This is a genomic window from Fibrobacter sp. UBA2449 (assembly GCF_002342555.1).
In the GTDB taxonomy this organism is placed as follows: Bacteria; Fibrobacterota; Fibrobacteria; order Fibrobacterales; family Fibrobacteraceae; genus Fibrobacter.
The window spans coordinates 76,018-99,001 of record NZ_DDQF01000019.1; the positions used below are offsets into that span (position 1 = coordinate 76,018).

Below are 22,984 nucleotides of genomic sequence, written 5' to 3' on the forward strand. Positions count from 1 at the left end.
ACTCTTTGACAAAAATTTTTGCTATATTGGGGGCAAAGGGCGGACCGGAGCCGCGAGTCCGGGCATTTTCCGCAAGATATCTCGCGAAATTTCTTAAAATTGGCGAAAAAAGGCATTTTTTTAGTTTTGAAAGGTAGATAATGGCTGTAAAGTACGACAAGGACAGCATCAAGACTCTAGATTGGTACGAACACATTAGGCTCCGCCCCGGTATGTACATCGGCAAGCTGGGCGACGGACAGAGCCCCGACGACGGCATCTACGTGCTCGCGAAGGAAGTTATCGACAACTCCATCGACGAGTTCGCCATGGGCGCGGGCAAGAAGATTGAAATCGACATGGAAGACCACAGTTGCCGCGTGCGCGACTACGGCCGCGGCATCCCTCTCGAGAAGGTCATCGACTGCGTGTCGAAGATGAATACGGGCGGCAAGTACGATTCCGAAGCCTTCCAGAAGTCTGTGGGCATGAACGGCGTGGGTACCAAGGCGGTGAACGCGCTCTCCACAAAGTTTATCGTACAAAGTTTCCGCGACGGCAAGGTCAAGCGCGCCGAGTTCAGCAAGGGCATCTTGGTGAAGGACTTCAAGATTACCTCCACCACCGAGAAAAACGGCACCGAAATCTACTTCGAGCCTGATAACGACCTGTTCAAGAACTTCCGGTTCCTCCCCGCCTACATGGAAGAGAAGATCTGGAACTACGCCTACCTGAACAACGGGCTCACGCTGGTGATGAACGGCAAGGATTACAACAGCCCGAACGGACTCTTGGACCTGCTCCACAGCCGCACCGACGACACCATCCGCTACCCGGTCATCCACTGCAAGGGCAAGGACATCGAGTTCGCCATCACGCACTCGAACCAGGAAGGCGAGCACTACTTCAGTTTCGTGAACGGCCAGCACACCACCCAGGGCGGTACCCACCAGGCGGCATTCCGCGAGGGCCTGGTGAAGGGCGTGCGCGACCACTTCAAGAAGGAATACGACGCATCCGACGTGCGCAACTGCATCGTGGGAGCCGTTTCCGTGCGCATCCAGGAACCGGTTTTTGAATCCCAGACCAAAACGAAGCTGGGGTCCACCACCACGGCCCCGAACGGCCCCGCGCTTCGTACCTGGATTGTGGATTTTGTGGCCCGCGAACTGGACAATTACCTCCACAAGAACGAGGATACGGCCAAGAAGCTCCTGGAGCGCATCAACCAGAACGAAAAGTTGCGCAAGGAACTGGCCGGCGTCAAGAAACTCGCCAACGAGCGCGCCAAGAAGGCGAACCTCAACAACAAGAAGCTCCGTGACTGCAGCGTGCACCTCACCGACGCCAAGAACCCGCTCAAGAGCGAGACCATGATATTCATTACCGAGGGTAATTCCGCCTCCGGTACCATCACCACGGCCCGCAACCCCAAGACCCAGGCGGTGTTCAGCCTGCGCGGCAAGCCGAAGAACAGCTACGGCCTTTCCAAGAAAATCGTGTACGAGAACGAGGAATGGAACCTGCTCCAGGCCGCTCTCAACATCGAAAACGGGCTCGAGGACCTGCGCTACGACAAGGTGATTATCGCGACCGATGCCGACGTGGACGGCATGCACATCCGCCTCCTAGTGATGACGTTCTTCTTGCAGTACTTCCCGGAACTCGTGCAGGAAAAACACCTCTACATATTGCAGGCACCGCTTTTCCGCGTGCGCAACCGCAAGGACAAGAAGAAGACCTTCTACTGCTATGACGAAGAGGAACGCGACAAGGCCGCGAAGGAAATCAACAAGAAGGATTTGGAAATCACGCGCTTCAAAGGTCTCGGTGAAATGGATTCCGAGGACTTCAAGCTGCTTATCGGCGAAAACATGCACCTGGAGACCGTCACCATGCCAAGCGACGCATCGCTCGGCAAGTTGCTGGAATACTACATGGGCAAGAACACCCAGGCCCGCCAGGACTACATCGTCGAAAACCTGCGCACCGAGGCGGTAGAGGAACTTTAATTTAGACGAAAGATATTGCCAATAACTATTGACTAATGACTAACAACTAATTATGGACGAAGAACAGAAAACTTTAGGACTTTCGAACGTAAACCACCTGGAAAAGCTTTACAACGGCTGGTTCCTGGACTACGCGAGCTATACGATTCTCGACCGCGCCGTGCCCTACTTCGAGGACGGCCTCAAGCCGGTGCAGCGCCGCATTCTGCATACCATGTACGAGATGAACGACGGCAGTTTCCACAAGGTGGCGGGCATCGTGGGCGACACCATGCACTACCACCCGCACGGCGACGCCTCCATCTACACGGCCCTCGTGAACATGGGCCAGAAAAACCTGCTTATCGAGCCGCAGGGTAACTGGGGCAACCCGCTTACGGGCGACGAGGCTGCCGCCCCGCGTTACATCGAAGGCAAGCTCAGCGACTTTGCGCTCGACGTGATGTTCAACCCCGAGACTACGGAATGGATCCCGAACTACGACGGGCGTTCCAAGGAACCGGTGACGCTCCCCGCGAAGTTCCCGATTCTCCTGGCCCAGGGCGTGGACGGCATCGCGGTGGGCCTTTCCACCACCATCCTCCCTCACAACTTCAAGGAACTGTGCCAGGCGAGCATCGACTACCTGCGTGGCCGCAAGTTCACGCTGTACCCGGACTTCTACACGGGCGGCATCATCGACGTTAGCGAATACAACGACGGCCAGCGCGGCGGACGCCTCAAGGTCCGTGCGAAAATCGAGAAACTCGACAACAAGACGCTCGTCATCCGCGAAATTCCCTTCGGCACCACCACCGATAGCCTCATCGACTCCATCGTGGCGGCCAACGACAAGGGCAAAATCAAGATTAAGCAGATTGTGGACCACACCACCGAAAACGTGGAAATCCAGATCCACCTGCAGGCAGGTTCCGACCCGCAGGTCGTCATCGACGCACTCTACGCCTTTACCGACTGCCAGACGACATTAGCCGCCAACAGCTGCGTGATTATCGACAAGAAGCCGAAATTCAGCAGCACCACCGAACTTTTGAAGCTCAGCACCGACCACACGGTGCACCTGCTGGACTGGGAACTGGACAACGAGCTCAAGCACCTGCAAGACCAGTGGCACATGACGAGCCTCGAGAAAATTTTCATCGAGAAGGAAGTCTACGAGGTCATCAAGAAGGCGAAAACCCACGACGAGATGGTCCAGCTGATTGACGAAGGCCTGAAGCCCTACGTGCGCAAACTCCGCCGGGAAGTGACCCGCGAAGAAATCCTCAAGCTCGCCGAAATTCCGGTGCGCCGCATCAGCCGCTTTGACCGCAAGAAGGCCGACGAATTCCTGGAAGAACTCGACAAGAAGATTGAAGAGGTAAACTACAACAAGGAACACCTCACCGACTACGCCGTGAACTACTTCAAGAATATCCTCAAGAAGTACGGCGAAGGTCGCGACCGCAAGACAGAAATCGGCGAATTTGGCCAGGTGAGCGCCGTGCACGTGGCTCTTGCGAACCAGAAGCTCTACGTGAACCGCAAGGAAGGCTTCCTCGGCACAGGCATGAAGAAGGAAGAATACCTCTTCGACGTGTCCGAATACGACGACCTCATCGTGTTCAAGGCCGACGGCAGCTTCAAGGTGGTGAAGGTCTCCGACAAGGACTTCGTGGGCAAGAACATCGTGCTCGTGGAAAAGTTCAACAAGGACGACGAACGCCACATCTACAACGTCATCCACCAGGACGGCAAGGAAGGCACTGCCTACATCAAGCGCTTCAACGTGGGCGGCGTGACCCGCGACAAGGACTACTTCATGGGCAAGAACAAGCCCGGTAGCCGCCTGCTTTACCTTTCTAGCAACATGAACGGCGAGGCCGAAGTCGTGGAAGTGACGCTCAAGCCGCGCCCGCGCACCAAGCTCAACTTCGAGGTGGATTTCAGCACCATCGAGGTGAAGGGCCGCGGCGCGATGGGCAACATCGTCACCAAGTACCCGGTCAAGAGCGTCAAGCGCATCCGCAAGGGCGTAAGTACCCTCGGGGCGCGCGTGCTCTACTTCGATGCCCCCAGCGGCCTCATCAGCACGCAGAAGAAGGGCGACCGCATCGGCGAATTCGGCGAGAAGGACAAGATCCTTATCGTGAAGGAGAACGGTACGGCCCGAGTGCACGACATGGCCGACCCGATTCTCGTGGGAACCGGCGTGAAATACGTCCACAAGTTCGACCCCGAACAGGTATTTACCGTGCTCTACTTCGAGGGCGGGAACTTCAACTACATGGTGAAGCGCTTCAACCTAGAAGGCTGCCCCATGACGACGGAATTCAGCCTCATCAGCGACCACAAGGATTCGCAGATGATTGAATTCTTCGCGACAGACGACGCACGCCAGCTCATGGAATACCAGGTGGGCCGCGAAGTCCAGAAGGAAGAACTCGACCTGACGGAAGTCGCCGACATCAAGAGCTACAAGGCACTCGGCAGCAAGTTCACCGCCAAAAAGGTGAAGCGCACGAGCCGCATCACGCCTCCCGACCCGTTCGACGACGGCACAAGCGACGACGCAGGCGCCGAGCCCGAAGACCCGACGCTGTTCTAGGCCGGCGTTAAACAGCGCTGATGTCAAACAGCGCTTTCGCGAATGCAAATACAAAAAGCCCGCGGTTCAAACCGCGGGTTTTCGTTTCAAATATAACGGTTCGGGTCTCGTCCCGGGAAATTACAGGCCGTAACGAGCGAAGGCGTCTTCTTCGCCGATGATTTTGAAATCGACTATATACTGTTTCTTCGAAACGGGATTGTTGTATTCAAAGACCTCGATAACCCAGGCGTTTTTTTCGCACTGGATGAGGAATCCGGTGCGTTCGAGCGTTCCGACAGTCTTCGTGCCAAGAATTTCGAAACCCACGGGCTTGCCGTACTGCGCCGCGATATTCTGGAATATCGTAGCGTATTGCATCTTGAGGTTCGATACATTCACGTTCCCCTTGAGGAAGGGGCTATCGTCGAGCACGGCATCGAAAGCCTTGTCGTACTTATCTGCTTTCAGGTAATCGACCATCGCCTTGACGCATTCGCTGGAGTGCGGGCCTGCAAATGCGAACGAGCAAAGCAAAAGGCAAAGAATTAAGGACTTGATTTTCATAGTTTCTCCTTTATTTTTTATCATAATACTTGAATACGTCTTCCTCGGTCACCACGCGCAATGCGCTGAACGCGCTTTTACCGTTTAGCGATACGTATTCCGTTATCACAATCAGCCACGCAGACTTCTCACAGTTAATCTGGTAAACAGTCTCGTCATAGGACTTGGACAGGCGGCGGGTACGCAGTTTCGTATGGTTCAGCACCTTGCCATGCTGCTTGACAAATTTCTCGAAATACCCGGCGTACTGCGAAACTCCCACCGCCTTTTGTTCTTTACTCATATCCATGCCATAATCCAACAAAGACGAGGCGGCATCCTTGTACTTGGACTTCTTAAGGAATTTTTCGACCTTATCCATCTGCTTGTCGGCAACAGCACCGGCATGGCACATCGCGGCCATCAAAAAAACATATAATAAAGAGCGCAGGATTTTCATATAACCTAATATAGTATTTCAAAAATTAAGCGAGGCGCGGTTTCCCCGTCCAACCAAGTTTTTCGCGGAGTGCGCCCACGAATCCGGTATGGCGCATGCGGATAAACGTCGTCACGGCCTTGCATTCGCTCAGCACGACCTTCTCGCCCACCTTCATTTCGTAGGCGGTACGGCCATCGAACACGAGGTCAAGCGGACGCTCCACCGCAGAGACAATCTCAAGCTTCTTGTCGGTAAGCGAAAGCACGAGCGGGCGCACGGAGAGACTGCTAGGAGCGACGGGCGTGAGCACGACGGCAGGAGTGCTCGGGTGGATGATAGGGCCACCCGCCGCGAGGTTATAGGCGGTAGAACCCGTCGGCGTAGAAACCAGCAGGGAATCAGCCCAGTATTCGGTAAGGCACGTGCCGTTGTAGGCCACGTTCACGTTCACCATGCGGTCGGGCATGTGCGCGCGAACATGGACCTCGTTCAAGACAGTCTGTTTTGCGACCACCTTGCGACCGCGATAAACGACTGCGTCAATCATCATGCGTTCGCGGGTAGAAAAGTCACCCGCAAGCAAGTCATCGAGCGTCTTTGCAAGGCCTTCCACGCGACTTTCGGCAAGGAACCCCACGCGGCCCGCATTCACTCCGAGTATGGGAATATTGTGCCCGAGCGCGATATGCGCGGCAGAAAGTACCGTGCCGTCCCCGCCGATAGCAAGAAGCAGGTCCATGCGCGAAAGCCCGGATTCCTTGATCACGTGAATCGGCTTCTTGGCAAGCCCCTTCAGGGAATCAAGCGCAAAGAATTCCACCTTCGGGTGCGTCGCTGCCCAATCCGCAATCTGGTCGAGAGCGTTCGCGAGGTCGGCACTCTTGTCCTTGAAACCGACGATTCCGATTTTCGAAAACTTCTTCATGATCCTCCCCCTATTCCTTGCCCTCGTTCGCGGGAGCCTCGGAGACAAACACCTGCTTCAGCTTTTCGACAACGCCCGGGAAAATCGCCTCGACTGCATCTGCATTCGCCACCGGTTCATCATTCTCGAGGGCAATAGAAAGCACACCAAGCGCAAGCCCCGCCTCGGGTGAATTTCCGCCGTCAAAGTCGCTCCCGTTCACGATGGTTTCCATCCCGCGAATAACGAGCCCGTCATCGTACACGCCGACTTCCACGCCGGTCTTCCGCAGGTTTTCTGCCAAGAAGTCGTTTGACACGCGCATCTCGGAGCGAATTTCCTTCGGAATACGGAGGATGGTTTCGCCCTCGGCAAAGCACGCCGCCACCGCGAGGAACGCATAATCTGAAAGCGACGTCGCGATGGCGTCTTCGCCAAAGCGCCTGCCCTGTAGCCGTTTGCCCGCTTCCATCGGGTAGATTTCCACATCGCCGTACACGTCGCCGAACTTTTCCCTGCGGGTCACGGTCTCGATGTTTGCGCCCATGCGCTTGAGGCAAGTGAGCGCCCCCGCACGGGTGCTGTTCAGGTCCACGTTCAAAAGCTTTACCACATTACCCTTGGGTACCTTGCCGATGGTCGTGAGCAGGGCAAAGGCTGTAGCCTCGGTCGTATCGCCCGGCACGTAGTAATCGCGCCCGGTAATCACGCGGGTTTCCGCAAGCTCCGTCATCTGGGTGCGTTCAATCTTCTTGCCCTGCGCCATCATCAGGCGGCGTTCGAACTCGCTCAGCTGCTCCATGCCGCGCCCCTCGTAACGGAGGGGCACGCCAAAGTACATGAGCATCTTTGTCCACTGGTCATGAACCAGCGAGCGTTCCTCGAAGCTCACGTATTCCGCACGCACGAGTGTCCGGAGCAAGAGCCTGTTACGCATGATATAGGGCACGTTCCCGAGCGAATCCTTCTTGAGCGCGGGTTCTTCGGGCGCAAAGCGGAACACGAGCCTTGCAGGTTCATCGGATTCAAGTTCCACCTTGAAATATTTCTGGAGGGTCACCTTTGCTGCGGCAACCGCAGCGGCCCCCGCTTCGCTATTTTCAGCCGCAAAGGTATAGACCTGTTCGGAATCCTTGCTCGCGAGCGTCCACAGGAGCACGTTCTCCTGCTCCGGAAAATCATACGGGAGCATCGACGGGAGCGCATACTGGAAGCCCCTGCCGTCAAGCACCAGCTGATGCCCGTGCAGTTCATAGCGGAGCCCGAATTCGGCGAGGGCCTGCGCAAAACGTTCTGAACCGCTGGCCCAGGCAAAATCGTCGAGCACGGTGCGCCCGTTTACCAACAGGCCCATCAAAAGCGTAAGGTCCATCCGTTCCCTGTCGGGATTTAACGCAAATTCCATTATCGTTCCTTAACTTCGTAACCCAGGTAACGGAGCAGTTTGACCGCGCGGGCGGCCTCGTCCTCGGTCTTGAAGGCAATCAGCAATGTGCCCGCCACGTTCTCGCGGACCTTCATGAGTTCAATGTCGCGGATGTTGAGTCCCTCTTCTGCGAGCGGCTGCAACACGCTCAAAAGCGCGCCCGGCTTGTCCTTGAGCGGCACCGTAATCTCGAAGAATGCGGCAGCGGCGTTCCGGCCAGGAGCGAACAGGCTCGCACGCCCCTCGTTGCCCGCCTTGAAAATTTCTTCCAGCGAATCGGAACGGTCGGCGCATTTTCCACCGGCTACCGAACCGCGGGTCGCATCGAACGAACCACCCGCAGGCCTGCCGTCCTTTACCACGTCGAGTTTCTGCATCGCCTCGATTGTCGTGTTCACGCCATCGCGAACCTCGGTCAAGGCTCGCACCGTCTCGTCGCGGTTGGTGACGGCAATATCGTGCCACATCGCCCACCCGCTTGCCGCAATGCGCGTCATGTCGCGGAATGCGCGCCCCGCATAGTGCTGGTAGTTGTGGCTCAGCAGGCGGTCAGGGATGCTTGCCGCCAGAGTAGAACTGAGCATCTGGGGCATGTGCGAAACCCACGCCATAGTGCGGTCGTGATGTTCCGGCGGGAAAACTACTGCGGAGGCGCCGAGGAACTTCACGAGTTCAAGGAGCGGCGCGTAAACGCTTTCGGCCGTCCCCTCGGGCGGGCACACGAACCAGTAGGCGTTCTCGAAAATCGCGGGATCGTTGTATTCGCAGGTGCGCTTCTCGGAACCCGCCATCGGATGGCTGCCCACAAACTTGAACGGGGCCGGCAGTTTGGAACCCGCCCTGCAGATTTCGACCTTCGTGCTCCCGATATCGCTCACGAGGCACGCGGCGCCGTTAGATGCACCATTAGACAGCGCGGCCTCCTTGGCCCACTCCACCTGCGAAAGCGCGTCAATCGTCTTCAAAATATGCAGAATCGGGCCACACAGCAAAATGAGGTCGCAGTCGCGGGACCACTCTTCTACCTGCGCGTATTCAAAAAACTCGTCCGCTAGTTCCAACTCGCGGGCGCGTGCAAGCGTCGCGGGCGAACTTACCGCGCGTATGACCGTCGGACGCTTCGCCTGCTTGAGCGCAGAAGCGATAGAACCTGCCAGAAGTCCAAAACCCACCAAGGCTATCCGCTTCATCATTCCTCCACCTTGCGGGTCTCTTCCATAATCGTGCGGAAAATATTCACGATAGATTCCGGCGGGAGCGGGCCACCCGCCTTAACCGCCTTCTCGGCGACAGCGGCTAGCACCGCCTCTTCGCGGGCCGCGTCGAACACCGGCAGGCCCTTCTCTTTCTTGAGCTTGCCAATCTCGGTCGCGAATTCCGCCCGCCTGTTCAAAAGCGAGATAATCGTATCGGTGAGTTCATCGATGCGTTTGCGCCAATCGTCTATTTCCATATGGGAATCCATGTGCCGAAAGATAGAAAAAAGAGGGTAATTTTATGTCCGCGCACGCCACACAGGGGCAATTTCACAAAAATTGGGGATTAAACGCCCCCTTTTTCGCACTTTTAGTACCCAATTTCTAGAACAAAGTAGCATAATTCCCCCGAAAAAAACCGCGAAAGGATGATTTCAGGTTATTTCCAGGCCAAAAACAGGCGTTTTTCGCACCGTTCTTTTACAACAAACTAATATTTTTAACACACAAACTAACAAAATGGGGACCAAACGCCCCAAATTCACCCCATTTAGTCCCCAATTTCGGCATTTTTGCATTTTTCCCAGCCAAAACACGGCCAAAACACAGCCAAAACCGGCCCGCAACAAACACACTTGACACACTTTGTTCATTTAGAACTTTCGAAGCATTGCGAAACGCAGGCTTCGATTCTATTTTCTACTTGTGTATGGATCGGAGACCAACTATGAAACACCTGAAGAAAACAATCGGAATTCTAGCGGTACTAGCCATGGCAGCATCCGTCAACGCAAAAGACTTTAGCGGTGCAGAACTCTACACCAAGAACGAGTTTACCTACGGCAAGTTTGAAGCCCGTATGAAAATGGCCGCCATTTCGGGGACCGTCAGTTCCATGTTCCTCTACCAGAACGGCTCCGAGCAGGCCTCCGCAGAACGCTGGGTCGAAGTCGACATCGAAGTGCTCGGCAAGAACCCCAGCAGCTTCCAGTCCAACATCATTACCGGCAAGGCTGGCGCCCAGAAGACCTCCGAAAAGCATCACGCTGTCAACCCCGCCGCAGACCAGGCCTTCCACACCTACGGTATCGAATGGACTCCTGATTATGTCCGCTGGACTCTCGACGGTGAAGAAGTCCGCAAGACTGTCAAGGGCGAAAACAAGAACCAGGTCGAGAACCTCATCGGCACCCAGGGCCTCCGCTTCAACCTCTGGTCTTCCGAAAGCGCTGATTGGGTTGGCCAGTTCGACGAATCTAAGCTCCCGATTTTCCAGTTCATCAACTGGGTCAAGGTCTACAAGTACACCCCGGGCCAGGGAGAAAACGGCAGCGACTTCACACTCGACTGGATCGACAACTTCGATACTTTTGATGCCAATCGCTGGGCCAAGGGAAACTGGAGCTTCGACGGCAACCGCGTCGACCTGACCCCGAACAATATCTACTCCGTAGACGGCATGCTGATTCTCGCCCTCACCCGCAAGGGTCAGGAAAGTTTCACCGGCCAGGTTCCCCAGGACACAGAACCGGGTCCGACGCCGACATCCTCCAGTAGCAGCGAAATCACGGTACCGCCCAGCTCCTCCAGCGCGACAGAAGCAATCCAGCCGGTCCGCATGCAGGTGCAGAACAAGCAAATCCGCGGAACCGTGAATGCGAAGGGCGCCCGCGTCAACGAGACCCGCGCCAATGACCCCCGCAAACGCTACCGCGTCAACTTCAGCTTTTAAATAACAACACCCCCCAAACAACAGGACCTACGCAGCAATTGTTGCGTAGGTCTGTTTTTTTCTATATTCGAAAAGTATGCGAGAGGAACTGGAGAAAATCATCACTGAACTCCCCCACAAGGACGGAGACAGGCTCCCTAGCGTCCGCGCTCTGATGAAAGCCTACGGAATTTCATCGGGAACCGTCCAAGCCGCCCTTCGGAACCTCGAAAAGGAAAAACTCATCTGCCGCATCCAGGGAAAAGGCTGCTTCTGGACCCAGGGCGGCATCGCAAAATTTTATGACAGAAACGTCGTCCCCACAGTCCGGGAATCCGCCTCCGAAAAACTGGAGCGGCTTTTCAACGAAGACTGGGACCGCGGCACCTTCCGCCTTGACAAGCCCCTCCCCCTGATGAAGGAACTCGTGCTACGCTACAATACATCGCAGGCGGTCCTTCGCAAGTTCCTGAACGATAAAATCCAGCAGGGCACACTAAACCGGACCGGCCGCCTATACAACTTTATCCGCAAAAGGGAAAGTGCAGGCAAGCCTTCCCTCAGCGAAATCGTATTCGTCACCCGCTGCAACAGCTGGGGCGGATTCACCGCCGAGAGTGAACGAGAAATGGATTTCTTGCGGATGGTCTACAAGAAGGCGGGCGCCGAAAATTACAAGCTTATTTTACTTGGCATCAACGAAAACAGCGACACGCTCATTGACCGAAGCGGCAAGCCCCGAAAACTCACCGATTTCCAGAATGCCGTGGGAGCAGTGCTATCAACCCTGCTCGTGATGGAACCGCTCAAGTTGCTCCAAATGTTCGCCGGCGTCAAGTACCCCGTCGCCGTCTGGTGGGAGCACCCCCTGGGAGGCCTCCCTCCACGCTACCTGCAAAAGGAAAACTGGACCTTCTTCAATTCCACATTCGGAACATCCCCGGGTGTCGAAATGGGCAAGTTCCTGATATCCCACGGAATCAACCAGGCTGCGTTCTTTTCGCCATATCACAACAGTTCATGGTCCATCGACCGGCTGGAGGGGTTGCGAATTGCAGGCCTCAACGTCATCGAATACACCGACAGCGAATTCGCGAGTCCCTGGGACTTCAAGCAGATTGCGCGAGGCAAGGTCGAAAAACATGCCGTAGAATCCTACGCACGCGATTTGCTCAAACAAAAAATATCTTCGATGATGCACGACCGCGATTACAGGAACATTCCGATCGTATGCGTGAACGACGACACCGCAAGCATGCTTCTCGAAATGCAGGAAGAAGGGACGCTTAACAACCTGGGCGAGATTTTTGCATTCGACAATTCCGCCGAAAGCTACCTGTTGCGCCTTCCCTCCTACGATTTCAACACGCTGGCGCTCGTCGACCACATGTTCTACACCATCGCCAATTCCGACGCTTTCCGCATGCAGCGGAAAATCCAGCAGATTCTCGGGAACGTCGTAGAAAAGTAAAAAGAAAGCCTAGCGCTAATGCCGCTGGTATAGCTCCAGCCCGAATTCAGGCATGGCGGCAAGGATATGGTCGAAGATATCCGACTGGATTCCTTCGTAATCTTCCCACACGACCGTATTGGTAAAAGCGTAGATTTCAAGAGGAAGCCCCTGCGGCGTCGGCTCCAGCTGACGCGTCATGAGCGTCAAATTCTGGGCTATCGTCCCGCAAGAACGCAGGTAAGCCGTGCAGTAGGCGCGGAACGTGCCAATGTTCGTGAGATGACGACTATTGAGCACCTCGGGATCGAGAGTCCCCTGGTCCACGCCGAGCTGGTTCGCCTTGGAAGGCTCTCCTGCAATTTCTCGGGTCTTCTTTTCCAGATACGGAGCCAGAATCTGTATTTTGGACAAGCTTTCAATTTCGGCGGGAGTGAGGAAACGGATGCTCTTCTGGTCAATAAACAGAGACCTCTTGATGCGTCGAGCGCCGGAATCCTGCATTCCACGCCAGTTACGGAACGAATTCGTGATGAGGTCGTAGGCTGGGATGACCGAAATCGTATTGTCCCAGTTGCGCACCTTTACCGAGGTGAGCGTGATGTCCATAACCGTACCGTCGGCATGGTGACGCTCGATTTCGATCCAGTCTCCCTTGCGGAGCAAATCAGAAATATTGATTTGCACGCCCGAGACGACCCCCAGGATCGAATCCTTGAAAATGAGCATGAGTACCGTCGCCATCGCACCGAGCGCGGAGAAGATGATGACAGGGCTCTTGTCCGTCACCTGGCTCACGATGAAGATTGCCGCGATACAGAATAGAGCGACTTTTATCGCCTGGAAAATTCCATGGAGCGGCCTCTTCATTGTCCGTTCGTTGATGCCGTTGAAATGTTCCACCACATCGAGAACCGAACAGGCGATCGCAAACGAGAGAAGCGTATACCAGATGTTCGCCACCCTGGAACACAAATCGTAAATCCATCCCTCCGCATCGAAAATCCGCGAGACAGTCGTCGAAAACGCCGTCGCGGGAATCACCTGCAAAAGGCGGGAGGCCACATGCCGCTCGACCAGGAGTTTGTTGAATGCGCTCGGGTTTTTCTTTGCCCAATGCTTCAGGAGCGGCATAATGACCGCATAGATCGCAAGGTAGAGAAACGCGATTGCCGAAAGAAGGAAAGCGAGGTTGACGTATTCGTTATCGATGGGCATTGTTCTACTTCCTTATCAGACGCATGATTCCTTGACGGTTGTATTCTGGGGAATCCTTCGGAAATGGATTCTTTATTTCGCTACGGAGGACGAAAGCGCCGGATTCTCCCGCATCGATCTCGGTTCCCGACTTCGAGGAAACCTCGCCCGAGAATATGGAATCGGCCGCGACCGCAAGGACATCACGGAGCGCATTCTCGGACAAGGCCCCCTTCGCAATACAAAGGTCCGGAGAGTTGAACACTTCAAGTCCAAGCGTATAGAGCGTATCAGCGTTTTCGACAAAGTTAATCCAGGGATCCATCGGGAATTCGCCATCGCCCAGTTCCTCGCGGAAAGCATCCGCAGTCCAGGCAGTACCGGAATGCTGCATGTAGACACCGGCCGCGCCGGCAGAAAGCAACTTCAAGATAGCCGTATTCACCATGCGGAGGTCATCGGTATTTTTCAAGGTGCCAAGCAAGAACAGGAGCGACTTGTGGGAATCGATAGCCGACGCCTCTTCTCCAGAAATGTCCCTGTGTTCCTTAAATATATCCGAGAGTCCCGCAGCAGCGCCATTTCGGGCAACCTTGAAACTTACGCTGCAGCCGGGGACAAGCAGCGACTTCGCTTCGGGCAATACGGATACTGTATCCGTCAACTTGAAAATCTCGGAAGCGGGAATCGGAATCGGGAATGCGAGAACGAACTGATTCATACTTTATCCTCGGGCAAGCAGCCCTTCAACAGCTCCCTGCAACAGACCCCTTTCTCCGGGCTTCGGGAGCTTGACTTTTTTCTTGAAAGATTCTTCGAACGACTTGACCGACAACCCATGTTCCGGAATATGGACGGCATAACCCGCCGAAGCGAGTTCACGAGCAAGAACAAGTTGTTCATACTGGCCTGGAGTCGGGACAAAAATGCAGCGAGCCCCCAAAAATGCCATGTCCATCACGGTGCTGTAACCGCCACGGCTTATGACCCAGTCGGCATTGCGAACGGCTTCCGCAAAAGCCTCCGTTGGCAGGTGCGTGCAAAAATCGACATTGCCTTCGGTCCAGGAGTTGCGCGGAACCTGAGGTTTACCGAGAATCATCAGGTGCCGCCCCGGAAGCGCACGCAGTATTTCGTGCAAGCTCGCCTCGAACCGGGAACGAGCGGGTTCCACTCCCGAAACCACAGCGACGGAACTGTACTGGGCCATACCCGACGGACTCGCCGAGGCTTTGGCCATATCCACGCTAAAACGGGAAAGCGGGCCCACAAACTTGACGTTAGGCTCACTACGGGACTGCAAATGCGACAGCGCCCCCGCATAACCGGGAAATTCCGCCACATCGGGAACCCACACTTCATCGAAATGCCGCATGCGGGCCTCGTGCCAACGGATTCCCACACCTTCGAACGCCGAAAGTGCAGGCGGGAACGCGATTCGCCTCTGATGCGTCATGTAGACATTGTAGGCTTTCTTCGAATAGAACGCGAAACGGTTATCCGAAAACAGGATATCGTAGCCATGGCGATCGACCATTTCTTCGGCATAGCGGTGCTCGTAGCGCATGACCGCATTCAAGTGCGCCGTGTTTTTCAGGAGCCACAGCCCCATGTTGGCACCGTATTTCGGATAGACCACGTTGTATCCGGGAGCAAGGCGCTGCCGCAATCCGGGAAAAACTTCGCGAAAGAAAGCCGCATTCGCCTTGACTACGGCAATTTCCACATCAGCTCCCTGCGCCATGAACTCCCGTATGACGGGCACGCAACGCGTCGCATGCCCCAGCCCCCAATCCAAAGGGGCTACCAGGATTTTCACCGGGCCTCCAGCCAGGCGTCCGCCCAGTCGCCGTGGTCACAGTCCTTGTTTTCGCCCATATCAATACGGAGCACCAGGGAAGTCGCACCACTGATTTCCACGTCAATCTTCTGCTTTTCTGTCGAATACAGCCTCTTGGAACGGAAGACCTCTCGACCCCCAGCCTCGACAACGAAGGATGCACCGTCGCCACAGGCACTTTCGTCATCCAGCCCGACAACCGCATGCAACACATCGAAATGACGCGGAAGCGTGAACTCCAGGACAGAATTCGCATGGCTACCGATTCCGTAGCGGAAGGGTTCTCCGTCAAGTGTCAGCTTGTGGTGTTCCACGGACTCGTTGAGCTGCGGCGCGCCCCAATCCTGAGAGAATCTACCCATCTTGATAGACGAAAGCAACGCCACCGATTCCGATTCGACAAAGAAATCGCGATAAACGGGAAGGGTATCCCCATCGGGCATGGAGCACGAGAAGAAAGCCCTGTTCATGCCTGCACGCACCTTCGTCGAATCAAGCAGCAGCGAATCCGAATCGACGGTCAAGAGCAATTCTCCGTAGTGTTCGCCATTGAGCGTGTAGTCACAGGCGATAGATTCCGGGAAATGCTTGTTCAGGACAATCCGGCCACCGGATTGTTCCGACACGATGAAGTTCTGCGCGTAGTGCGAGACGCCCTTCTTCGAAATAATCTTGTAAATGACCAGCGGATAGCCGAAATCTTTGGAATTCACCAACACGCGCTCGTGCTTGTAGCCTTCCAGAATCTGGTCAATCTGGTCGGTCGTCTTGAAGCCAACCACACGGCTGTCCCGGTTCACCTTGCCGTAGCCGTCCTGACCACGCACCAGGTAGATGTTACCGCCGGACTTCTGCATCCATTCCGCAAAGACTTCGGTACTCCAGCCTTCAAAGGTGCGCTCGCTGAAAGCGCTATGCCCTTGCGCAAGCATCTGCCACGGGCGCGCATAGATATACACCGAATTCTTGGGAAACTTGGATAGTTCCGTATTCAGGAATTCCTCTTCCCCAAGCAACCTGTTCTTGTAATAGAGCATGTTGTTGCGGTAACTCGGGGCATGGTACACCATAAGCCCAAGCGTAAGGAGGCAAGCAAGCCCCATGACAATCGTCGCGGCGGCGTCCTTGCGCATCTTGGTCGAAAACTCGAGCGCATCATAGAGACCGAGCGCCATCAAGAGAGCAAACATCGGAAGCGCCACCAGCACGTAACGCTGGTTGATATCAATCGTGAACGTTCCCGACACATTGAACATGATGACAAAAATCTGGAGGCAGAAGAATATGCCCAGGATAAATCCGCGCACATAGCGGCGGAATACAACCATGCGGACAAGGAGCCAAATCGTCGCCAACAGAAGAATCACGGTGAACGTCGTATAGAACGGGTTCTGGAGGATTCCACCAAAGTTCGGGTCTTGCATCATCTTTACAGGACCCTCGAACAGGTTCATGTTCAGCATGACTTCCAAATTGGTTTTCAGGTTGAACCACAGGTTCTCAAACGAGTGCGCCGCATGTTCACCGCCCTGGAAGTCGTAGCCGCGATAGGCAGCCATGTTGTTGACGCTGGGCCAGCTCACCGCAATCACGGCGGCAACAAAGGCCGGCAGGCGGTATGGCTTTTCGAGAAAGTAGCGGTAGTAGTAGAGCGCGAACGGAATAAACGCAAACACCGTCTCCTGGCGGGTCTGCGCAAAGAATCCGAGCAGCGGGACCGTCAGCAAGAAGTGTTTCCACGTTACCTTATTCGTAGGTACGAACGCATACCACGCCATGAGGAAAGCGAGCAGGCAAATGTAGAGCACTTCGGTAGATGCCGAGCGGGCCTGCAGCAGGTAAATGGGCATACCGCCCAAGAACGCGGTCGCCGCCAGCGCGAGCCTGCCGCTCCTGAACCACTTGGAGAGCGCGAGGAAGAACGCGATGAGGCTCAGGATATAGAACGGGTAGTTCACAAGCAGCGCCGTATCGCGATTCGGTTCCATGAAGTTAAACACGAGCGAATACACGAACCCGAGCGCCTTGCCCTTGAAGTTGTTCACTTCCGTCTTGCAGTCAAGAACACCGTCGGTCCATACGCCTTCGTTACAGATGCCGCCCGTATGCCGGAAATACATCTGGAGTCCCATCGATTCCCAGCTCGTCTCGTCGCTCAGCACGCGGTGCGTGTTGCTGATGTTGCCGAACATGAACACCGAAAAGAGGATCAGCAGCACTAGCAAACCGCATAAGCTCTTGCCCTCGGGCAAAAAGCCCTTTATGTTCTTTGCAACGAAGGGCATGTTCACCACGACACCCGCAACCAGCAGAATAAATGTCGAGAGGATGGCGTAGTAGCCCCAGTCGATATCCCAGCGCCTTGCAAACGAAACGGAAAGGTTATTGAATATGAGGAACGCGGCAAGCATCACGACAAGCGTCGTCGCAAGCATTACCGCCTGCGGTTTGCCCAGGCAAAGGGATTTCACCCATTCGTGCAGGGACTCAGCCACCGATTTCCGATTATTCTTTTCTTCTTTTACAACAGTATTTTCACTACTCTTTGCACTCATACAAATCCTAATGTTTCACTCCTAATTTTGTATTCCCAACCGTTCCATCGCAATTTTCTTGCCGGTCTGCACGTCGCTCTTGCCGCTACCGAGTTTCGGAAGCACGTCAACCTTCACCACGGCACCGGGGAGCATCAGCGGCGGGAGTCCCACCTGCTTGAGCATGTCCTTGACTTCGTCTTCGGATTTTTCGCCCGCATACACGAGTACGATTTTTTCGCCCTTGGAGCCATCGGGGACAGCTACCGCGAAGTGGTCAATCTCGTCGAACAGCGAGCATTCCGAAATCTTGAAGTCCACCGACCCGAGGCTCACCATCTCGCCACCGAGTTTCGCGAATCGGCTGTAGCGGTCCACGATCGTCAGGTAGCCGTCCTCATCAACATGGCCCTTGTCTCCCGTCTTGTACCAGCGCTTGCCATTGATGACCGCAATCGCCTGCGCAGTCTTTTCCGGATTCTTCAGATAGCCCTTCATGATCTGGGCTCCACCGATAAGGATAAGGCCGTCCTCGCCCACGCCGAGTTCTTCCATGGTATCCGGATCCACAATGCGGAACTGCGTTCCCGGAAGCGGAGCGCCGACGGTACCTGGCTTGTTGCCCTCGATAACCGTCTTGTAGTCATCCATGAGCACGTCCCTCGTGTTCACCGCCGCCACCGGAGTCGTCTCCGTACAACCGAAACCCTCGAAAATCTCGAGTTTGAACTTGGTACGGTACAGCTGGCGCACATCCTCACGAATCTTCTCGGCGCCGGCGTAAATGCTACGCACATGCGAGAACATCAGCGGATGCACAGCTCTGTTCAGGCCCCACATGCGCAAGAACGTGCCCGTGGCCACCATGATAGACACCTTGAACTGGGCGCACATGCGCGACACGAGCCTTGCATCCGTCGGGTCGGGGCAAGTCGCCACCGGCACGCCTTCCACAAGGCAAAGCATCGTCGTGATGGAGAACCCGAACGCATGGAACAGCGGGAGCGAACCGAGGAACACGTCTTCCGCGGTCGGCAGAAGCACGCTTTCGCACTGCTTGATATTGCCCATCAAATTAAGATGCGTGAGTTCCACACCCTTGGGGCGGCCTTCGGAACCCGAACTGAAAATGATAGTCGCCACGTCATCAAGCGAGACCTTCTTGAAGAAGCGAAGCTCCAGGTACCACGCGGGCAAGAGCATCACGCGCAGGAAGTTCTTCACGAGCGTCGACTTGTGCAGTTGCCCCTTCAGGTCTTCCATGTAGTAGACCTTGTACTTGTCGAGCAACACTTCCATCGGGAGTCCCTTCTGCTTCAACTTCTCGACAAACACGCGGGCCGTGATAATCGTCTTCACTTCGGCCACGCCACAGCAATAATCCATCGTGTCGGGTGTATTCGTGTAGTTCAGGTTGTAGACGGTTTTGCCCTTGAGGAGGCACGCCATGTTCACGATGATGCCCGGACCGGACGGCGGAATAAGCACGCCCACCTGTTTTTCGCCCTTGGTCAGCTTCTCTATCATAGCGCCGAACGAGAGCGCCGCCGCCGCAAGCGCATGTGCCGAGAGGTGGTTTCCATCCGGGCTGAACACGGCCGGACCGCTACCGACACGTTTGGCAGTGCGAATCCAGGCCGAAGCAACCGGCCGCAGCTTGCGGATGTAGGTGGTCCACGCGGTAATCGAAAGTTCCTGCACAGCGCGTTTCACCATCATCGGGTTCGAATCAAGCGGAAGCTCATCACCAAAGGCAACCGTCACGATTCGTCCGCCGCTATGCACCATGTCCTTGAAGCCGGCATCGGCCATGGAATAGCTACTTCCCCACAGGCCCTGCACATAGAACGGCAAAAGTTTCACGCGCGGAACATCCTTGATAGCCGCCGAATAATCCAGACGGAAACGGCTCATGTTGCCGGTCGAAGTCATCGCATTTTCGGGGAACATTACCACGGCCTCCCCGCGCAGGAGGGCCTTCCTCGCCTCCTCCATCGCTGGCCCCGGATTCGAGATATCGAGGTCAATCGTTTCCATCTGCGACAGCAGCAACTTCACATACCACTTTTCGAAGGGGCGACGCGTTATGACGAAACGCATCGGACGCGGGCTCGCCATCTGGATCATGGCCCAGTCGATATAAGAGATGTGGTTACCTACCAGGAGCACCGGACCTTCCCACGGTATATTCTGCACGCCCGTCACCAGGAACTTGTAGTGTATCGAGAGCACGGAGCGCAACAGCTGGCGAAGCAAAGTCTGCGGCATGGCCCAAAGCGCCCAGATTGTCCCCGCAAGGCAGACTACCCCGAGGATGAAGAAGAGGTTCATCCGGTCGAATGCGAAATAGCGGATCGCCACAATCGCAAGCACGTCGATAACGATAATGCAAAGGTTCTGCACCACGTTCGAAAGCGAAAGCACATGTCCGGCAGAGCGCGGCTTCGTGTTGTAGAGCATCGTCGCAAACATCGGGAGGGCGAAAATGCCGCCGCTGAATCCGAGAAGCGCGAACGCGATTGCATTGTAAGGTCTCGGAATGAGCGGGATAAGGAACAGCAAGATCGACGCCCCGGCAGTTCCCATCGGAATCAGGCCCATCTCGATAAAGTCCTTCGACATCCGCATCGCGAAGAAGAACCCCGCAACCAAACCAATCGCAGCACCGAAGATGGCATAATTCGCGAGGACATCCTGATTAAACAGCGACCCCGAACTGAACTGGTCCTGAATAACGAACACCATGAGGAATATCATGACCCAGAACATCGCCTGACCGATAATCGCCTGACGGAGCGACCTGTTCTTCCACGCCTTCGCCATCTTGCGTCGCGCATACTTGGATGACAGGTAATACTTCCAGGGGAATTTGAGGTCCTTGTCGTAAGCTCCGATTGACGGGAGCCTAACGGCAAAGAAAATAGCGAACAGCTGCAGAGCACCAAGCGTGTAAAGAACCTGCAGAATCATATTTTCGCGGACAGCGAACGCAAGAGCCACGCCCGTAAAAATGAGCCCGAGGAAGGTGACAATCATCAAGGTGCCGCTGCCGCCCGCAAGGAACCGCACGCCGACCAGTTCCTTCAGGTAGCCATTCTTGGCCGGGCTCTGGAACGCCTGCAGGACAAAGAACAGAGCGATTCCCCCGAACATCATGCGGAGGTCATCAAGGTAGGCGCCAGCACAGAACAGGCCCACCACAGGGAGCGAGAGCAAGGACGTCCACAGGAGGATGCGTTCCTTGGGATACTTGTCCGAAACAAAGCCCGCAGGAGTCAGCAAGAGCACGCAGGGCAACAGGAAAAGCAAATGGAGCACATAGAACTGCCACGAGCCCGTCGCCGTAAATCCCATACGCGAAAGCACAAGTTCCGTGTAAGCAACCAGCGCAGTCGACACCGCCACCTGGGTAAACGCAAGTCCAAAAAACGAAAAGGAGCCCTTGATTTTTTTCATTTCGGCAATCCCCCGAAGTTAAAAATGTTGTGCGCTAAAGGCCGTTCCCCTTGAGCAGTTCGACATAGTCATCCCCTTCCTCACCCACCAGGATTTTCACCTTGAGGTTCTTGTCGACAACTATCGTCTTTGGAAGAGTGATGTTCTGGCCCGCTTTGATGAGTCCAAAACCTTCCGTCATCCGTCCAAATGGATCGGTAATGGCGGGAAGCTTGTCGGCAGAAATCTTTTGAAGGAACGACTGCACCTTGGAAGGTTCCTTTTCGCCCACATTCACCAATACGATTCCCGTTTTCGCCTGCGCAAGTTCAGCCTGATGAGCAACAATCTGCTTCAGCCCCGCGCGGCACGGGACACACCACGTAGCGAAATACACCAGCGCGACACGGTCATACTTTTGCACCAGACGTTGAAGGTGAGTCCTCGTGAAAGGCGTATTATCATTCTTGAGTTCACGCACAGCAAACCACGGGACCGAATCCTTTATCTCAGCCGGGAGAGGCAATTTCTGGGAATCGGCAGCAAAAGACGCCGGAGCAAAGAATGCAGCAAGAACCAAGAACACCACAAACAGCTTTTTCATATTACCTCGCAATCCATCGACCGAGTTCTTTCATCCACTCAGCAATCAAGTCGCCCTTGTCGATGCTATTCACAATCTTACCCCTGGCTTCGTTTTCGTCAAAACGGCCAACCCCCTTGAGGGTCGCGCCTAGAGTAAAGTAAGTTTCTCCGGAGCAGGAACTGCCGTTCAGGGCGACGACCTCGGTGCAAGTGATTCCAAGGCCACCTTCCTTGCATTTCGGATCCGAAAGTTCGAGGCTGAGCACGAGCCCCACCTCACATGCCGAATCCAGCATCGTCTGCAAGAAGACCTTCTTCGAAAGTTCCTGGAAAATCTTCATCGCCTCCTCCGCTTCCAACGAGCCATCATAGTAGACCTTGTAGCGGCTCTTGAAGTCGTTGTAGCCTTCGAGCGACTTCTTGTAGTTTTCCTCAATATCGCCGTAGCCGTCCTTGAAGCCTATCGATTCCAAGACGAGAACTGCAGCCTTGTACTTTCTGTAGGCATCAACCATGATGTCGTAGTTGCTGAACTTTTCAAGAGGATGCGTCGTCATGTCGAGAACCGCCATCGACGAGACCAGCGCGTCGCGGGCGCTCTGGTAATCCTGCCTATAAGGCTTCGCCGCATCTTCACGGGACATACAGGCCACGACACCCGTCATGCCGTCGCGCGCAAGCGTCGTCATGGGATGGACGTCCTGCATATTCCGCAGCTGGGCCGAGACCTGTGATTTCATTTCAAATGAAGACTGTATAGCTTCCGAGCCGTCGCTGGACATGTCCTCCTTTCGGATAGACGTGTTGGCCGCCTTTACGGAACTCTGGATTTGCTGTGCGATTTTCATGACGGCGATATTGAGCGCCTGGTCGTAGTCTTCTGCCGTCCCCACACCCTGCAAACTGCCTTCAGGGCACGAATGCATCTTCAGTTCCTGCATGAGAGAGACCTTGGGTGGAGGCTGCGTACCATAGGACGGATTCGTCGCGGGTTGCGGATCCTGGGATGCGCACCCGAAAAACATCATGGACGAAAACGCCACGAGTACAAGACTGGGGATACAAGTTTTACATTTCATCGTGCTACGAAAATAAATATTTATCAACCCTCAGTCAATCCAAAAAGAAGGGTGCAGGCCTGAGCCGGCACCCTTTGGGGAG

At 55.1% G+C, this 22,984-nt stretch carries 17 protein-coding genes; 4 read left to right on the forward strand and 13 right to left on the reverse strand.

Annotated elements, in window-relative coordinates:
• Positions 1–140: 140 nt before the first annotated feature.
• Positions 141–1,991 (forward strand): DNA topoisomerase IV subunit B, encoded by a 1,851-nt coding sequence (locus B4B27_RS11790; RefSeq protein WP_072811200.1) that lies wholly within the window; start codon positions 141–143, stop codon positions 1,989–1,991.
• Between the two features lie 52 nt (positions 1,992–2,043).
• Entirely contained in the window at positions 2,044–4,578 is a 2,535-nt protein-coding gene (locus tag B4B27_RS11795) for a DNA gyrase/topoisomerase IV subunit A (protein ID WP_290726757.1), read from the forward strand.
• Positions 4,579–4,698: 120 nt separating this feature from the next.
• On the opposite strand, the gene B4B27_RS11800 is transcribed toward B4B27_RS11795, so the two are convergent.
• From B4B27_RS11800 to B4B27_RS11825, 6 genes are all read right to left on the reverse strand, one after another.
• On the reverse strand, positions 4,699–5,124 hold the full coding sequence (locus B4B27_RS11800; protein WP_290726759.1) for a hypothetical protein: 426 nt from the start codon (positions 5,122–5,124) through the stop codon (positions 4,699–4,701).
• Positions 5,125–5,134: 10 nt separating this feature from the next.
• Positions 5,135–5,527: a hypothetical protein gene (locus tag B4B27_RS11805; protein ID WP_290726761.1), complete on the reverse strand. Its 393-nt coding sequence runs from the start codon at positions 5,525–5,527 to the stop codon at positions 5,135–5,137.
• Positions 5,528–5,588: 61 nt separating this feature from the next.
• Positions 5,589–6,470, reverse strand: a complete 882-nt coding sequence (locus B4B27_RS11810) for an NAD(+)/NADH kinase (protein WP_173365429.1) — start codon at positions 6,468–6,470, stop codon at positions 5,589–5,591.
• Between the two features lie 10 nt (positions 6,471–6,480).
• Entirely contained in the window at positions 6,481–7,854 is a 1,374-nt protein-coding gene (locus B4B27_RS11815; RefSeq protein WP_290726764.1) for a 3-phosphoshikimate 1-carboxyvinyltransferase, read from the reverse strand.
• Positions 7,854–9,068: a prephenate dehydrogenase/arogenate dehydrogenase family protein gene (locus B4B27_RS11820; RefSeq protein WP_290726766.1), complete on the reverse strand. Its 1,215-nt coding sequence runs from the start codon at positions 9,066–9,068 to the stop codon at positions 7,854–7,856. The genes B4B27_RS11815 and B4B27_RS11820 overlap by 1 nt, the downstream gene beginning before the upstream one ends.
• A complete protein-coding gene (locus B4B27_RS11825) occupies positions 9,065–9,340 on the reverse strand; it encodes a chorismate mutase (RefSeq protein ID WP_255252354.1) in 276 nt (91 codons plus the stop codon). Before B4B27_RS11825 ends, B4B27_RS11820 begins: the two co-directional genes overlap by 4 nt.
• Positions 9,341–9,798: 458 nt before the next feature.
• On the opposite strand from B4B27_RS11825, the gene B4B27_RS11830 reads away from it, so the two are divergent.
• Both B4B27_RS11830 and B4B27_RS11835 read left to right on the forward strand, forming a co-directional pair.
• Complete coding sequence (locus B4B27_RS11830; RefSeq protein WP_173382136.1) at positions 9,799–10,803, forward strand: glycoside hydrolase family 16 protein; 1,005 nt, start codon at positions 9,799–9,801, stop codon at positions 10,801–10,803.
• Positions 10,804–10,879: 76 nt separating this feature from the next.
• Positions 10,880–12,253: a winged helix-turn-helix domain-containing protein gene (locus tag B4B27_RS11835; RefSeq protein ID WP_290726771.1), complete on the forward strand. Its 1,374-nt coding sequence runs from the start codon at positions 10,880–10,882 to the stop codon at positions 12,251–12,253.
• Positions 12,254–12,268: 15 nt separating this feature from the next.
• Here the strand turns inward: B4B27_RS11835 and B4B27_RS11840 are convergent, their stop codons facing one another.
• The 7 genes from B4B27_RS11840 to B4B27_RS11870 are packed head-to-tail and all read right to left on the reverse strand — an operon-like array spanning position 12,269 to position 22,902.
• Positions 12,269–13,450, reverse strand: a complete 1,182-nt coding sequence (locus tag B4B27_RS11840; RefSeq protein WP_290726774.1) for a mechanosensitive ion channel family protein — start codon at positions 13,448–13,450, stop codon at positions 12,269–12,271.
• Positions 13,451–13,454: 4 nt separating this feature from the next.
• Entirely contained in the window at positions 13,455–14,150 is a 696-nt protein-coding gene (locus B4B27_RS11845; RefSeq protein WP_290726776.1) for a hypothetical protein, read from the reverse strand.
• Between the two features lie 3 nt (positions 14,151–14,153).
• On the reverse strand, positions 14,154–15,248 hold the full coding sequence (locus B4B27_RS11850; protein WP_290726779.1) for a glycosyltransferase: 1,095 nt from the start codon (positions 15,246–15,248) through the stop codon (positions 14,154–14,156).
• Complete coding sequence (locus tag B4B27_RS11855; RefSeq protein ID WP_290726781.1) at positions 15,245–17,824, reverse strand: NPCBM/NEW2 domain-containing protein; 2,580 nt, start codon at positions 17,822–17,824, stop codon at positions 15,245–15,247. The genes B4B27_RS11850 and B4B27_RS11855 overlap by 4 nt, the downstream gene beginning before the upstream one ends.
• Positions 17,825–17,845: 21 nt before the next feature.
• A complete protein-coding gene (locus B4B27_RS11860) occupies positions 17,846–21,259 on the reverse strand; it encodes an MFS transporter (RefSeq protein WP_290726784.1) in 3,414 nt (1,137 codons plus the stop codon).
• Between the two features lie 34 nt (positions 21,260–21,293).
• Complete coding sequence (locus tag B4B27_RS11865) at positions 21,294–21,842, reverse strand: TlpA disulfide reductase family protein (RefSeq protein WP_173365439.1); 549 nt, start codon at positions 21,840–21,842, stop codon at positions 21,294–21,296.
• Position 21,843: 1 nt separating this feature from the next.
• Positions 21,844–22,902, reverse strand: a complete 1,059-nt coding sequence (locus B4B27_RS11870) for a hypothetical protein (RefSeq protein ID WP_290726789.1) — start codon at positions 22,900–22,902, stop codon at positions 21,844–21,846.
• Positions 22,903–22,984: the final 82 nt, after the last annotated feature.

Bases quoted from the DNA above. Each gene is read 5' to 3' on its own strand.
- B4B27_RS11790 (WP_072811200.1), top strand. From the start codon at position 141: ATGGCTGTAAAGTACGACAAGGACAGCATCAAGACTCTAGATTGGTAC.
- B4B27_RS11795 (WP_290726757.1), top strand. From the start codon at position 2,044: ATGGACGAAGAACAGAAAACTTTAGGACTTTCGAACGTAAACCACCTG.
- B4B27_RS11800 (WP_290726759.1), bottom strand. From the start codon at position 5,124: ATGAAAATCAAGTCCTTAATTCTTTGCCTTTTGCTTTGCTCGTTCGCA.
- B4B27_RS11805 (WP_290726761.1), bottom strand. From the start codon at position 5,527: ATGGCCGCGATGTGCCATGCCGGTGCTGTTGCCGACAAGCAGATGGAT.
- B4B27_RS11810 (WP_173365429.1), bottom strand. From the start codon at position 6,470: ATGAAGAAGTTTTCGAAAATCGGAATCGTCGGTTTCAAGGACAAGAGT.
- B4B27_RS11815 (WP_290726764.1), bottom strand. From the start codon at position 7,854: ATGGAATTTGCGTTAAATCCCGACAGGGAACGGATGGACCTTACGCTT.
- B4B27_RS11820 (WP_290726766.1), bottom strand. From the start codon at position 9,068: ATGATGAAGCGGATAGCCTTGGTGGGTTTTGGACTTCTGGCAGGTTCT.
- B4B27_RS11825 (WP_255252354.1), bottom strand. From the start codon at position 9,340: ATGGATTCCCATATGGAAATAGACGATTGGCGCAAACGCATCGATGAA.
- B4B27_RS11830 (WP_173382136.1), top strand. From the start codon at position 9,799: ATGAAACACCTGAAGAAAACAATCGGAATTCTAGCGGTACTAGCCATG.
- B4B27_RS11835 (WP_290726771.1), top strand. From the start codon at position 10,880: ATGCGAGAGGAACTGGAGAAAATCATCACTGAACTCCCCCACAAGGAC.
- B4B27_RS11840 (WP_290726774.1), bottom strand. From the start codon at position 13,450: ATGCCCATCGATAACGAATACGTCAACCTCGCTTTCCTTCTTTCGGCA.
- B4B27_RS11845 (WP_290726776.1), bottom strand. From the start codon at position 14,150: ATGAATCAGTTCGTTCTCGCATTCCCGATTCCGATTCCCGCTTCCGAG.
- B4B27_RS11855 (WP_290726781.1), bottom strand. From the start codon at position 17,824: ATGAGTGCAAAGAGTAGTGAAAATACTGTTGTAAAAGAAGAAAAGAAT.
- B4B27_RS11860 (WP_290726784.1), bottom strand. From the start codon at position 21,259: ATGAAAAAAATCAAGGGCTCCTTTTCGTTTTTTGGACTTGCGTTTACC.
- B4B27_RS11865 (WP_173365439.1), bottom strand. From the start codon at position 21,842: ATGAAAAAGCTGTTTGTGGTGTTCTTGGTTCTTGCTGCATTCTTTGCT.
- B4B27_RS11870 (WP_290726789.1), bottom strand. From the start codon at position 22,902: ATGAAATGTAAAACTTGTATCCCCAGTCTTGTACTCGTGGCGTTTTCG.